The 14,507-nt window shown below is 62.7% G+C and carries 10 protein-coding genes; 6 read left to right on the forward strand and 4 right to left on the reverse strand.

The window, feature by feature from the left end; all coding sequences use genetic code 11:
• Nucleotides 1-13: 13 nt before the first annotated feature.
• The gene (locus HF916_RS30090) at nt 14-1,609 is read left to right on the forward strand and encodes an MDR family MFS transporter (protein ID WP_168792543.1); all 1,596 of its coding nucleotides are present in this window, start codon (nt 14-16) and stop codon (nt 1,607-1,609) included.
• Between the two features lie 30 nt (nt 1,610-1,639).
• Entirely contained in the window at nt 1,640-2,152 is a 513-nt protein-coding gene (locus HF916_RS30095) for a MarR family winged helix-turn-helix transcriptional regulator (RefSeq protein WP_168792544.1), read from the forward strand.
• A gap of 128 nt (nt 2,153-2,280) precedes the next feature.
• On the opposite strand, the gene HF916_RS30100 is transcribed toward HF916_RS30095, so the two are convergent.
• The gene (locus HF916_RS30100; RefSeq protein WP_168792545.1) at nt 2,281-3,558 is read right to left on the reverse strand and encodes an amino acid deaminase; all 1,278 of its coding nucleotides are present in this window, start codon (nt 3,556-3,558) and stop codon (nt 2,281-2,283) included.
• 146 nt (nt 3,559-3,704) lie between these two features.
• On the opposite strand from HF916_RS30100, the gene HF916_RS30105 reads away from it, so the two are divergent.
• The 3 genes from HF916_RS30105 (at nt 3,705) to HF916_RS30115 (ending at nt 6,557) form a co-directional block, all read left to right on the forward strand.
• Entirely contained in the window at nt 3,705-4,595 is an 891-nt protein-coding gene (locus tag HF916_RS30105) for a MurR/RpiR family transcriptional regulator (RefSeq protein WP_106301982.1), read from the forward strand.
• 3 nt (nt 4,596-4,598) lie between these two features.
• Entirely contained in the window at nt 4,599-6,080 is a 1,482-nt protein-coding gene (locus tag HF916_RS30110) for an N-acyl-D-amino-acid deacylase family protein (RefSeq protein WP_168792546.1), read from the forward strand.
• Nucleotides 6,081-6,170: 90 nt separating this feature from the next.
• Entirely contained in the window at nt 6,171-6,557 is a 387-nt protein-coding gene (locus HF916_RS30115) for a RidA family protein (protein ID WP_168792547.1), read from the forward strand.
• Between the two features lie 73 nt (nt 6,558-6,630).
• Here HF916_RS30115 and queF read toward each other — a convergent pair whose 3' ends face one another.
• Genes queF through ilvA form a run of 3 tightly spaced genes read right to left on the reverse strand, consistent with a single transcriptional unit; the run spans nt 6,631 to nt 9,901 of the window.
• Entirely contained in the window at nt 6,631-7,455 is an 825-nt protein-coding gene (gene queF, locus HF916_RS30120; protein WP_168792548.1) for an NADPH-dependent 7-cyano-7-deazaguanine reductase QueF, read from the reverse strand.
• Nucleotides 7,452-8,354, reverse strand: a complete 903-nt coding sequence (locus tag HF916_RS30125; protein WP_168792549.1) for a 5'-nucleotidase — start codon at nt 8,352-8,354, stop codon at nt 7,452-7,454. The genes queF and HF916_RS30125 overlap by 4 nt, the downstream gene beginning before the upstream one ends.
• 23 nt (nt 8,355-8,377) lie before the next feature.
• A complete protein-coding gene (ilvA, locus tag HF916_RS30130; protein WP_168792550.1) occupies nt 8,378-9,901 on the reverse strand; it encodes a threonine ammonia-lyase, biosynthetic in 1,524 nt (507 codons plus the stop codon).
• 504 nt (nt 9,902-10,405) lie between these two features.
• Here ilvA and HF916_RS30135 point away from each other — a divergent pair.
• Nucleotides 10,406-14,500 carry a DUF3683 domain-containing protein gene (locus tag HF916_RS30135; RefSeq protein WP_168792551.1) on the forward strand — a complete coding sequence of 1,365 codons (4,095 nt, stop codon included), beginning with the start codon at nt 10,406-10,408 and terminating at the stop codon, nt 14,498-14,500.
• The last annotated feature ends 7 nt before the right edge of the window (nt 14,501-14,507 follow it).

Genomic DNA, 14,507 nt, shown 5'->3' on the forward strand with positions numbered 1-14,507 from the left:
TGCTCCATCAAAAATGGCTGTCCATACTGCGGCCCACCACTCGAGTGGGCAAGTTTTACCGTTCCGCGAATCGCTTCTGGCGATGCTCGGTATCTCCTTCGTCACGATGCTGGTCGCACTCGACCAGACCGTGGTCGGCACCGCGTTGCCCACGATCGTCGCCGAACTCAAGGGTTTCGAGTTGTACGCGTGGGTCGCCACGTCGTATCTGCTGACCTCGGTGATCACCGTGCCAATTTTCGGCCGGCTTGGCGATTACTACGGGCGCAAGCCGTTCGTGATCGCGTCGATTGTCGTCTTCACCGCTGCCTCGGTGCTGTGCGGCGCGGCCAACAACATGCTGTTCCTCGTGCTCGCGCGCGGCTTGCAGGGCATTGGCGGCGGCATGCTGGTCGGCACGGCATTCGCGTGCATTCCTGATCTGTTTCCCGACTCGGTCGTGCGTCTGCGCTGGCAAGTACTGATGAGTTCGGCGTTCGGTATTGCAAACGCGGTGGGGCCGTCGCTCGGCGGTTTCCTCACGCAGTATTACGGCTGGCGCTCGGTTTTCTATGTGAACCTGCCGGTTGGTCTGCTCTCGCTGTTTTTTGTCTGGCGCTTCTTGCCGCATCTGCGTCATGTCGAGCATGAAGGCAAGATGCGGCTCGACTGGCCCGGCGCCGTGCTGATTGCCGTGGCGCTCGGCTCGCTGCAACTGTTTGTCGAGTTGCTGCCGAAGCATGGCGTGACCTTGAGCGCGGCCGCGTTGCTCGCGCTGAGCGTCGCGTCGGCTTACGCGTTGTGGCAGTGGGAAAAGCGCTGCCCGACGGCGATCCTGCCGGTCGACATGTTCCGCAACCGCAGTCTCGCCGCGCTCTTCACGCTCGCCGTGCTGGGTGGCTTTTCGATGTTCTCGTTGCTGTTCTATGCACCGTTGCTGTTCCAGGGTGGCTTTGGCATGTCGCCGAAAGAAGCGGGGCTTGTCATCACGCCGTTGGTCGTGTTCATCACGGTCGGCAGTATCGCCAATGGGCGCATCGTCTCACGCGTGCGCAATCCGAATCTGATGCTGTATATCGGTTTCTCGCTGTTCGCGCTGGCGTGCCTGGGCGTGGTTGTCGCGACGCGGGCCATGCCGCAATGGCTGCTGATGTCATTCATGGTGATCGGCGGATTGGGACTCGGTTTCGTGATGCCGAACCTGACGATCTTCGCGCAGCAAACCGCAGGCCGCGAACACCTCGGTATCGCCACGGCGCTGCTGCAGTCGCTGCGGATGATCGGCGGCATGGTGGGCACCGCGCTCACCGGCACGCTGGTCAGCCACATGTACGCGAGCGGCGTGCGCAGCGCCTTGGACAACAACCACGCTTCGCAGTGGTTCGCCGATCTCGGCGACCCGCAGATCCTCATCAATCGCGACGCGCAAGCCACCTTGCTCGGCCAGTTGACGCATGCGGGCCATAACGGCGCGATGCTGCTTGAGAGCGCGCGTGAATCGCTCGTGGCCGCGATTCATCTGGGTCTCGCGATGGCGGCGATCATCGCCGTGGTATCGGTGTGGCAAAGCCGCCGAGTGCCGCTGATCAAACTCCAGCGCAAGCTCGAGCCCGTGATTCACGCGGATTGATTTTTAGACTTACCGTTTTACAGACAGATCATGGAAGAACAGGACCGCGTCGCCGTCATGCAGCAATTCGGCCGCACATATCGGGCGTTCATGTCGGCCTTCGAGGCGCACGTCGGCCATCCGTTGCCGCGCTGGCGCATTCTGCTCGCGCTGCACGACCAGGCCGGAGAATCGTCGCAGAAGCGGCTGGTGGAGCGCTTGCGCGTCGATCCGGGCGCGCTGACACGGCAGTTGAAAACGCTGGAAAGTTTGGGCTGGATTGCTCGCAGCATGGATACGCGCGACAACCGCGTGACCAATGTGCGGCTGACCGAAGCGGGGCAGTCGGCGACTGAAGCCAGCTTGCCGCGTCGCAACGCGTTTCTGCACAACACGATCGCCGTGCTGCCGGACGAAGCGCTGAGCGCATTGTCGGGTGCGTTGAAGATGCTGGAGGCGAGGATCAGCGAAGTGGCGGCGACGGCTAACGCAGCGGGAGCAGCCGGCGAGGTTGCCGCTCAGACGCCCGAGACAGTGGGCAGCGAAGCGCCGCGTCAGCCGTGACTTGCTGGATGCGGCTGAGACGCGGCTGAGCATATTCAGCTCGGCGGAGCGGCGCGAAAAACCACGCGTTCCGCAACACCACAAAAGGCGCGCCCCGTTGCCTGAGAACGCGCCGTTCGCAACACCCATCAGAAGAACGTTTCGATCACTTCCGTCACGCGATACGCCGGGTCGACCACCAACACCTGACGCCACTTGTCGAACGTCAGGCACGGATGCGAGATGTCGAACGCAATCATGTCGCCCACTTTCAGGTCAGCGCCTGCCGGAATCCGCAGATACGCATGCTGATCCATCAAGCCGAAAATCTCCCAGCCTTCGCTCGCCGCAATATCGCGTGGCGCTTCGTTGCCCGGACGATAGTGGCGCGCCGCTTCCGGCATGCCGGCATCGAATGCGGAATCACGTTTGCCGAGACCGATGATCGCGCGATCCGGCTCGGGAATCGACTGCACATACGCCCACAATTGCAGCGCAGGAAGCAGCCCTTCGCCCATTTTCTTCGCGACCGGATTCCGCTTGAAGATGTCCGTCTGCGCCTTGCGATAGATGCCGACGTCGTGCGTCAGATAGCAGCCGGGGCGCAACACGACCTCGACCTTGCCAGTCTCCGACGCCTTCACGAATTCTTCCGCGACCACGTCGTACCAGGCCGAACCCGCGCCTGACAACACCGCCGGTGTACGCGCAAACCGCCCTTGCTCGACGAGTTCGCGCGTGACCGCGACCGCGCTTTGCAGGAACTCGCGCACTTCCTGTTCTTCCTTGAGCACGCCTTCATACAACTCGACGCCGGCGAGCTTCAACGTGTCCGGATAGCGTGCAATCGCCTCGAGCACCGCATTGCGCTGCACCGCGTCGCGCACGCCCGTGCGGCCGCCCGGCACGCCGAGTTCGAGCAGCACTTGCAGCCGTTTGTTCACCGACTTGAAAAACTCGCCCAACTGCTCGACGCCTTCGACCGAATCGACCAGACAGAAGAATTCGAAATCCGGATCGCTCAGCAACTCGGCGACCATCATCATGTTGTGACGGCCGACCAGCTGGTTGGCCATGAGAATGCGCGAGACGCCGCCGTGATAAGCCGCGCGCACCTGATGCGCGGTGGCGAGCGTGATGCCCCACGCGCCGTTTTCGAGCTGACGGCGAAACAGCTGCGGGGCCATCGTCGTCTTGCCGTGCGGCGCGAGTTTGACGCCGTATTCCGCGACGAATGCCTGCATCCACTTGAGGTTGTGCTCCACCCGGTCCGCGTACAGCACGGCGGCCGGCAGGCTCACGTCTTCGTTCAGCAGGTTCCACTCGAGGCGCGGGGCATCCGTGAGTTGGATGCTGGTGCCCGGAACCATGCCTAAGCCCTTGCTATAAGGATCAATCGTTGCGCCCTGATAGTTTGTAACTTTCATGTCTCCTTGCTCCATCGTCCAGTTAAATTGAATCAAAGTTGACTTTACCATGTTACCGAAAGTACGATGGATGGAGAAATGTTATTTAGTACCACGGCTTGTCGAAGGCGGATTGTCAGCCTTCGCGCGGCCTCCCACAGTCTGCAATGAACTTAACCGCCGAACCGCTGGCTTTCGACATCGTCGCGCGCATTGCCGAATGCGCGCCGGAACTGCGCTCGGCTGAACGCAAGGTCGCCGCGCTGATTCTCGACGACCTGACGGGCGCCTCGCGCGCCAGCATCGGCGCGCTCGCGCAGCAGGCCGAGGTGAGCGTCGCGACCGTGACGCGCTTTGCCAAGGCGGTGGGCTGCCGCGACGTGCGCGAGCTGAAACTGCGGCTCGCGCAGGCGGCCGCCGTCGGTCAGCGCTTCCTGCAGGCCGGCGGCCCGAGCGACGCGCCCGAGCCGATCGCGACCCGCGTGTTCGACGAATTGCAGACTGCGTTGGCGCATAACCATCAATTGCTGCGCCAGGCGCCGCTCGGTGACGCGGCGGCCGCTCTGCGCGGCGCGCGCATGATCTACGTGTTCGGCATGGGCGGCGGCTCGACCGCGCTTGCGGACGAGATGCGTTTTCGGCTCGTGCGCCTCGGCCGGCCTGTCGCGACCTATCAGGACGGCTTGCTGCAACGCATGGTGGCCAGCACTGTGTCGCGCGAATGCGTGGTGATCGCGCTTTCCACTACCGGGCGAGTGCCCGAAATGGTCGAGAACTGCAAGATCGCGCGCAGCTACGGCGCGACCGTGATTGCGCTGACCGCGCCGGCTTCGCCGCTTGCGCGGCTGGCCGACTGGGTGATCCCGATCGTCGCGTTTGAAACCGATTTCATTTACAAGCCGTCGTCGTCGCGTTACGCGATGATGATGGCGCTCGATGTGCTCGTCACCGAACTTGCCGTCAGTCAGGGTGACGAGAGCCGCGAATTGCTGCGCCGCATGAAGCATGCACTCGACACGCACCGCGGCGGTGGCGATCGACAACCGTTAGGAGACTGATCCATGCATTCGCATCCCGAAGCCGCCGACACGCTGATCGTCGGCGCGCAACTGTATGACGGCACGGGCGCGCCGCCTGTCGAACGCGACGTGGCGGTTCGTGACGGTCTCATCGTCGCGATCGGCAACCTGTCGAACTGGCTCGCCGAAGAAGTGATCGAGGCCGAAGGCCGGGCGCTGGCGCCGGGTTTCATCGACGTTCACACGCACGATGACACGCACGTGATCCGCTCGCCGCAAATGCTGCCGAAGATCACGCAAGGCGTGACGACGGTGATTGTCGGCAATTGCGGCATCAGCGCGTCGCCGGTTGCGCTCAAAGGCGATCCGCCTGATCCGATGAATCTGCTCGGCGAGCGCGACGCATTCCAGTATCCGACCTTCGCCGCGTATGTCGAAGCCGTGAACGCCGCGCGGCCGGCAGTGAACGTCGGCGCGTTGATCGGACACACCGCGTTGCGCAGCAACCAGATGGACCGGCTCGACCGTGCGGCGACGCCGCAGGAAATCGACGGCATGCGCGCGCAACTCGAAGAAGCGTTGGCCCACGGTGCGCTCGGTCTGAGTTCGGGGCTCGCGTACGGCTCGGCATTCGCGGCGCCGACGGAAGAAGTGATGGCGTTGGCGGAACCGCTCGCAGCAGCCGGCGCGCTGTACACCACGCACATGCGCACCGAATTCGACGCGATTCTCGACGCCATGGACGAGGCGTATCGCGTGGGCCGTCACGCGCACGTGCCGGTGGTGATTTCGCATCTCAAGTGCGCGGGTCCGTCGAACTGGGGACGCAGCGAAGAAGTGTTGAAGTCGCTCGAAGGCGCGAGCCGCCTGCAGCCGATCGGTTGCGATTGCTATCCGTACAACCGCAGTTCGTCGACGCTGGATGTGAAGCAGGTGACGGGCGATATCGACATCACGATTACGTGGTCGGAGCCGCATCCGGAGATGGCGGGCAAGCTCGTGAAAGAGATTGCGGCGGAGTGGGGCGTCTCGCAGCAGGAAGCGGGCAAGCGCCTGCAACCGGCGGGCGCGGTGTACCACAACATGTCCGAAGAGGACGTGCGGCGCATCCTCTCGCATCCCGCGACCATGGTCGGCTCAGACGGGCTGCCGAACGATCCGCTGCCGCATCCGCGCTTGTGGGGCGCATTTCCGCGCGTGCTCGGCCATTACGCGCGTGACACGGGCTTGCTGCCGCTCGAAGAGGCGGTGCGCAAGATGACCAGTTTGTCGGCGCGTCGCTTTGGACTCACGCAGCGCGGCGAGGTGCATATCGGTTATCACGCCGACCTGGTGTTGTTCGACCCGGCCAAGGTGCGCGACGCGGCGACGTTCGAAAACCCGCAACAAGCCGCCGACGGCATCGACGCGGTGTGGGTGAACGGCGTGTTGACGTATCGCAATGGTGAAGTGACGGGTGAGCGCGCGGGTCACTTTGTGGCGCGTGGCGCGGCGTCGAAGGGCGACGCGCACGGCGCGTTCTGATTGTTTGCTCGACTGAATGATTAACTGATTGATTGCGGCGCGCGCGGCGATTCTGCTGAACGCGTGCTGGACTTTTTAAGGAGTGTGATGATGAAGCGATATGGTGTTGAAGGCGGGAAGGGAACGGGCGGCCAGCATATGCCGTTTTCACGCGCAGTCGAAGCGGACGGCTGGCTGTTCGTGTCCGGACAGACGCCGATGGAAAACGGCGAAGTGATCAATGGCGGCATCGTCGAGCAATCGCACAAGGCGATTCAGAACGTGTTCGCGATCCTGAAGGAAGCCGGCTATGGCGCGGAACATGTGGTCCGCTGCGGCGTGTGGCTGGATGACCCGCGTGACTTCGCGTCGTTCAACAAAGTGTTCCGCGAGTACTTTGGCGAAAATCCGCCGGCACGCGCGTGTGTCGTTTCTTCGATGGTGATCGATTGCCGGGTTGAAGTGGATTGTGTGGCTTATAAGAGGCCCACGGCCTAACCCTGAATGAAGATATAGCTGGTTCGTTCGCCGCGGATTCGCGATCAAATTGCGGCGGCGAACAACCCACTGATTACTGCCGCGCCAACCGCATATTATCCGGCATCGGCAAGTTGTAGTTCGTGCGGAACGGATTGATATCCAGCCCACCGCGTCGCGTATAACGCGCATACACCGCAAGCTTCACAGGCTTGCAAGCCTTCAGCACATCGAGAAAAATCTTCTCGACACATTGCTCGTGAAAACCAGTGTGATTCCGATACGAGATGATGTAGCGCAGCAAACCCGCGTGATCGATTTGCGGGCCCACGTAATGAATCTGCACGCTGCCCCAATCCGGCTGCCCCGTCACCGGACAATTCGATTTCAGCAAGTTGGAAAACACCGTTTCTTCAACCGGCGCTTCATCCAGCGCCGCTTTTAGCAAGGACGCGTCCGGCTGATAAATGTCGGTATCCAGATCCAGCCGATCCAGCGACAAACCTTCAAACTCTTCCATCTTCAATTTGCCGAACTCATACGGCGCGGCCAGATGAACGGACACGGTCGCACCGCATGACGCGGACACATCGCGCTTGATCGTGTCGCGCACCGCGTCCATCGACTCGAACGCGGTCTGCGCGAATGAGCCTAGATAGAGCTTGAACGACTTCGACTCGACGATATTCGGCGAATCGGCTGGCACGAAGAACGTCGCCACCGCGATCACCGGCTTGCCGCGCGCATTCAGCCACGACAATTCGTACGCGTTCCAGATGTCCGTGCCGAAGAACGGCAACTGCGCGCCGATGCCGATCGCCTCGCGCGCATGTTTTCGCGCGATCGGAAACAGCAGCGAAGCGTCGTATTGTTCGGTGTAAGCGGAGGGCTTGCCCAGCGGTGATTGTTCGGGTGTCATGATGCGTTCACGATGCCACTCAGCACGTGCCCCGTCGCCGTCACGACGCGGGCCGATTCGCAGTGGCCAATTTGGTCGTCGAAGAAAAAGTCCGGCTCGAATTCGCGCAGAAATGCGCTCTTGTCGAGGCCGCCGAGGAACATCGCTTCGTCGATTTCGATGTTCCACGCCATCAAGGTGCGGATCGCGCGTTCATGCGCGGGCGCCGAACGCGCCGTGACCAATGCCGTACGAATATGCATGGGCGCGGCTTCGTCCGCGAGTTTTTGCAGCCGGTGCAGCGCTTCGAGCAGCGGCTTCAGCGGACCGTCCGCGAGCGGCAGATCCTTGTTGTGAATCTCGTGGCCGACGAAGGCGCGCAAGCCGTCCTGCTGGAACACGCGCTCGGCTTCGTCGGAAAACAGCACGGCGTCGCCGTCGAAGGCAATGCGGATTTCGTCTGGATACTTGCTCGCCATTTTCGCCGATTCGGGCAAGACGCGCGCGGCGGGAAATCCAGCGGCGAGCGCATCGCGCACGTCCTGCTGATTCGCGGACAGAAACAGCGACGCGTTCAACGGCTTCAGGTAACCGAACGGCGCGCGTCCGCGCGTGAACACACCGCGCTCGATGGCGAGCCCATGTTCCCGGCACGAATGGAACGCACGCAGTCCGCTGATCGGATCACTGCGCGAAAGAATTACCACTTCGACGCGATGGCCGCCGGTGTTCAAGGCCAGCAGCTTGCGGATCAGCGGAAACGCCACGCCTGGCTTGGCGGGCACGGTCAGGCGGTCGCGCTGCAACGCTTCATAGGCCTGCAGATTGCCTTCCTCGTACACGCGGTTCTCTTCCTCGAAGTCGAACAGCGCGCGCGACGAGATTGCCACCACCAGTTTGTCGACAAGCGAAAGAGCCATCTGCGGGTTGCGGTCCTAAGTAATCAAGCGAGAAACAGGCGATACACCGGGTTCTGCGTCTCTTCCCAGTTCGGATAGCCGAGCGTGGCGAGAAACTTGTCGAACGCCTCGTTCTCGGTTTCGGGCACCTGGATGCCGACCAGAATCGAGCTGTAGTCCGCGCCCTGGTTCCGATAGTGGAACAGGCTGATATTCCAGTTCGGGGCCATCGACGAAAGGAATTTCATCAGCGCGCCCGGCCGCTCGGGAAACTCGAAACGGAACAGACGTTCGTCGTGCGCGAGCGGCGAGCGTCCGCCGACCATGTAGCGGATGTGCTGCTTGGAGAGTTCGTCAAAAGTCAGATCGACGGTGGCGAAGCCGTGCGCTTCGAATGCGCCCGCGATCTGTGCCGACTCGCTGCGATTCCTGATCTGCACGCCCACGAAGATATGGGCGGAGTTCGCATCCGCAATACGGTAGTTGAATTCGGTGACGCTGCGTGTGCCCAGCAGTTCGCAAAAACGGCGGAAACTGCCACGCTCTTCGGGGATCGTCACGGCGAACACCGCTTCGCGTGCTTCGCCGACTTCGGCGCGCTCGGCCACGAAGCGCATGCGGTCGAAGTTCATGTTAGCGCCCGACGTGATCGCGATCAGCGTCTGGTTTTCGATGCCTTCGCGCTCCGCATACTGCTTGGCTCCTGCGACGGCCAGGGAGCCCGCGGGCTCCAGCACGCTGCGGGTGTCCTGGAAGACGTCCTTGATCGCGGCGCACAGCGCGTCAGTATTCACGAGCAGCACGTCGTCGAGATATTCCCTGCACAGGCGGAAGGTTTCTTCACCAACGAGCTTCACCGCTGTGCCGTCCGAGAACAGACCGACCTCGCTCAATGTGACCCGCTCGCCGGCTTTCAGCGACGCGGCCATCGCGCACGAATCATCGGTTTGCACGCCGATCACCTTGATCTCGGGGCGCACGGATTTCACGTACGCGGCGACGCCCGCCGCGAGTCCACCACCGCCGATCGGCACGAAGATCGCGTGAATCGGCCCCTGATGCTGGCTGAGAATTTCCATCGCGACCGTGCCCTGGCCGGCGATCACATACGGATCATCGAACGGATGCACGAAGGTCAGGTCACGCTCTTCCTGCAGCTTCACCGCGTGGCCATAGGCGTCGCTATACGATTCGCCGAACTGCACCACCTCGACGGTCGGGCCGCCGTGCGCGCGCACCGCATCGACCTTCACCTGCGGCGTAGTCACCGGCACCACGATGATCGCCTTCACGCCCATACGCGCCGCCGACAAAGCCACGCCCTGCGCATGATTGCCCGCCGATGCGGTGATCACGCCGCGCTCCAGCGCCTCGGCCGGAATATGCGCCATCTTGTTGTACGCGCCGCGCACCTTGAACGAGAACACCGGCTGGTTGTCCTCGCGCTTCAGATAGACCGGATTGCGCAGACGTGCCGACAGATTCGGTGCGCGTTCGAGTTCGGTCTCGCGGGCCACGTCGTAGACGCGCGCGGTCAGGGTTTTTTTCAGGTAGTCGTGGGAAGCCATGCGGGTGGCGCGGAGCGCTTGGTGAGACGGGAAAGGGTCAATGATAGCGCCAACGGTGTACGCTCAGGCCCTCGGCTGACGCAACGGCGCCGCGCCGCACAATGCTGCCCGACCGTTCGGTTGATGAATCCCGGCTGTGGGCTCTCCCTTGCGATTCGCCCCGAAAGTGCCTAAACCCTCGCCGCTGTTCCGACTTCAGCCGTCAACGCGTGGTGGGATGATGCGGTAGAATTCCATTTTGGAATAAGGATCGGAAGATGCACTGGCAGCCTCGGATCGCCCACTTGATGCCCGCCCCGCGTGAGTCTTGCCCCGCGGCGGAGCGTCACGTCCGCCACGCACGATCGTGTAGCTATATCTGAGTGCCGCGAAGCGACCGGTGTGGGTTTGGCCATCGGTCGTGCTTCGCTCCCCAAGAAGATTTCCAGCATTGCGCGCCACGCGCGCCGTCAGCCGACGCCTCATCGATGAGCGCGCCCGGTTGACCTACCGAGTCGTCCGAACATGAACGCACCTCAAGTTTTCGATCCGCACGGCGCCGCCACCACGGTGGCTGCCGATCCAGAAGCGCGTCTGCGCGAAATTCCCTACAACTACACGTCGTTTTCCGATCGCGAAATCGTTATCCGCCTGCTCGGCGACGAAGCGTGGGCCGTGTTGGCCGAATTGCGCGCGGAACGCCGCACCGGCCGCTCGGCACGGATGTTGTATGAAGTGCTCGGCGACATCTGGGTGGTGCGCCGCAATCCTTACCTGCAAGACGACCTGCTCGACAACCCGAAGCGCCGCGCAATGCTGATCGAGGCGCTGCATCACCGTTTGAGCGAGATCGAGAAGCGCCGCCGCGCCGATCTGACCGAACACGGCGATGAAGCGGGCGTGGACCGCGCCGCGCGTGTCGAAACGCTGGTTCAGGCCGCGCGCCGCGCCGTCGACCAATTCGCCAGCGAATTCCAGAAGACCTACGATCTGCGCAAGCGTGCGACCAAGGTGCTGGGCAAGGTCACGGAAAAGGACAACATCAAGTTCGACGGCCTGTCCCGCGTCTCGCACGTGACCGACGCGACCGACTGGCGGGTCGAATACCCGTTCGTCGTGCTCACGCCGGATACCGAAGCCGAGATCGCCGGCATGATCAAGGCGTGTTTCGAACTCGGTCTGACCGTGATTCCGCGCGGAGGCGGCACGGGCTACACGGGCGGCGCGGTGCCGCTCACGCCGTTCTCGGCCGTCATCAACACTGAAAAGCTCGAACAGCTCGGCGCGGTCGAAATGACCGAACTGCCGGGCGTCGACCGTAAAGTCGCGACGATTTTCTCCGGCGCGGGCGTGGTCACGCGTCGCGTGACCGAAGCGGCCGAACAGGCCGGCTTCGTGTTCGCCGTCGACCCGACGTCGCTGGATGCATCGTGCGTGGGCGGCAACGTCGCGATGAACGCGGGCGGCAAGAAAGCGGTGTTGTGGGGCACGGCGCTCGACAATCTCGCCTGGTGGCGCATGGTCGACCCGGAAGGGAACTGGCTCGAAGTCACGCGCCTCGAGCACAACATGGGCAAGATTCACGACATCGAAGTCGCGCGTTTCGAGCTCAAATGGTTCGACGGCAACTACGCGCCGGGCGAGAAGCTGCTGCGCACGGAAGCGCTCGACATCAAGGGCCGCGTGTTCCGTAAGGAAGGTCTCGGCAAGGACGTCACGGACAAATTCCTCGCCGGTTTGCCGGGCGTTCAGAAAGAAGGTTGCGACGGGCTCATCACGTCCGCGCGCTGGGTGCTGCACAAGATGCCGGCGCACACGCGCACCGTCTGCCTCGAATTCTTCGGCCAGGCGCGCGACGCGATTCCGAGCATCGTCGAAATCAAGGATTACCTGTTCGAGACGTCGAAGCAGGGCGGCGCGATTCTCGCCGGCCTGGAGCATCTGGACGAGCGCTATCTGCGCGCGGTCGGCTATGCGACCAAGAGCAAACGCAACGCGTTTCCGAAGATGGTGCTGATCGGCGACATCGTCGGCAACGATGCGGATGCGGTCGCGCAGGCCACCTCGGAAGTCGTGCGCATGGCCAACGGCAAGAGCGGCGAAGGCTTCGTCGCGGTCAACGCCGAGGCGCGCAAGCGCTTCTGGCTCGACCGCAGCCGCACGGCGGCGATCGCGAAACACACCAACGCCTTCAAGATCAACGAAGACGTGGTGATCCCGCTCGACCGCATGGGCGAGTACACGGACGGAATTGAGCGCATCAACATCGAGCTGTCGATCAAGAACAAGCTGCAACTGGTGGATGCGCTCGAAGCGTTCTTCCAGGGCGGCAAGCTGCCGCTCGGCAAGAGCGACGACGCCAACGAAATTCCGAGCGCCGAGCTGCTCGAAGATCGCGTGCAGCAGGCGCTCGATCTGCTCAAGCGCGTGCGCACGCGCTGGGAATTCCTGCGCGACAAGCTCGACCTGTCGCTGCGCGAGGCGCAACACTATCTGGTCGGTCTCGGCTACGAAGCGCTGGCGGAGAAGTTCGCCGACCGCGCCGACGCGCAGCCCGACGCGACCGTGTTCCATGTCACGCAGGACCGTACGATTCGCGTGTCGTGGAAGCAGGAAATTCGCGCTGAACTGCGGCAGATCTTCAACGGCGGCGAGTTCAAGCCGATCCTCGACGAAGCCCAGGCGGTCCACAAGCAGGTGTTGCGTGGCCGCGTGTTCGTCGCGCTGCACATGCACGCGGGCGACGGCAACGTCCACACGAACCTGCCGGTCAACTCCGACAACTACGAGATGTTGCAGGACGCCCACAAGGCGGTCGCGCGCATCATGAAGCTGGCGCGTTCGCTCGACGGCGTGATTTCCGGCGAGCACGGCATCGGCATCACCAAGCTCGAATTCCTGACAGAAGACGAGATCAGCGAATTCCGCCAGTACAAGCAGCGCGTCGATCCGCATGGCCGCTTCAACGCGGGCAAGCTGCTCGAAGGCGCCGACCTGCGCAACGCCTATACGCCGAGCTTCGGCCTGATGGGCTATGAATCGCTGATCATGCAGCAGTCCGACATCGGCGCGATTTCCGAGTCGATCAAGGACTGCTTGCGCTGCGGCAAGTGCAAGCCGGTGTGCGCGACCCACGTGCCGCGCGCGAACCTGCTGTACAGCCCGCGCAACAAGATTCTCGCCACCTCGCTGCTGGTCGAGGCGTTCCTGTACGAGGAACAGACCCGCCGCGGCGTGTCGATCAAGCACTGGGACGAGTTCAACGACGTCGCGGATCACTGCACCGTCTGCCACAAATGCGTGACGCCGTGTCCGGTGAAGATCGACTTCGGCGACGTGACCATGAACATGCGCAACCTGCTGCGCAAGATGGGCAAGAAGAAGTTCAATCCGGGCAACGCGGCCGGCATGTTCTTCCTCAACGCGACCAACCCGCAGACCATCAACCTCGCGCGCACCGCGATGATGGGCGTCGGCTACAAGGCGCAGCGCCTCGGCAACGAAGTGCTGAAGAAGTTCACGAAGAAGCAGACGGCGCACCCGCCGGCAACGGTCGGCAAGCCGCCGGTCACGCAGCAGGTGATCCACTTCATGAACAAGAAGATGCCGGGCAATCTGCCGAAGAAGACCGCGCGCGCGTTGCTCGATATCGAGGACAACAAGATCGTCCCGATCATCCGCAATCCGAAGACGACCACCGCCGACACGGAAGCGGTGTTCTACTTCCCGGGTTGCGGCTCCGAGCGGTTGTTCTCGCAGGTCGGTCTCGCCACCCAGGCCATGCTGTGGGAAGCAGGCGTGCAAACCGTGCTGCCGCCGGGCTATCTGTGCTGCGGCTATCCGCAACGCGGTTCGGGCCAGTACGACAAGGCCGAGCAGATCGTCACGGATAATCGCGTGCTGTTCCACCGCGTCGCCAATACGCTGAACTACCTCGACATCAAGACGGTGGTGGTGTCGTGCGGCACGTGCTACGACCAGCTCGCCGGTTACGAATTCGAGAAGATCTTCCCGGGCTGCCGGATCATCGACATTCACGAGTTTCTGCTTGAGAAAGGCATCAAGCTCGACGGCGTGAACGGCGTGCGCTACATGTACCACGACCCGTGCCACACGCCGATCAAGACGATGGACCCGGTCAAGCTCGTCAATCAGTTGATGGGCTCGGAGAAGGACGGCTACAAGATCGAGAAGAACGATCGCTGCTGTGGCGAATCCGGCACACTCGCGGTCACGCGTCCGGATATTTCGACGCAGGTCCGCTTCCGCAAGGAAGAGGAGATCCGCAAGGGCGCGGCGAAACTGCGCGGCATTCCGGTCGCCGCCGAAGCAGGCGCGAACGGGATCAATCCGGCCAACGCATCGGCCGGCTCGGCGGGTGCGCCGAACGGCTCCGTGCTCAAGGCTGGCGACGGCCCGCAGCCGAAGGGCGCCACCGACGTGAAGATCCTCACGAGCTGCCCGTCCTGCCTGCAGGGTCTGTCGCGCTACAACGAAGATGCGGGCATCGAGGCGGATTACATCGTCGTCGAGATGGCACGTCACGTGCTCGGTGAAGACTGGATGGTCGACTACGTACAACGTGCGAACAATGGCGGAATCGAGCGCGTGCTGGTTTAATGGCACG

Origin of the sequence: Paraburkholderia aromaticivorans (assembly GCF_012689525.1) — a bacterium.
In the GTDB taxonomy this organism is placed as follows: domain Bacteria; phylum Pseudomonadota; class Gammaproteobacteria; order Burkholderiales; family Burkholderiaceae; genus Paraburkholderia; species Paraburkholderia aromaticivorans_A.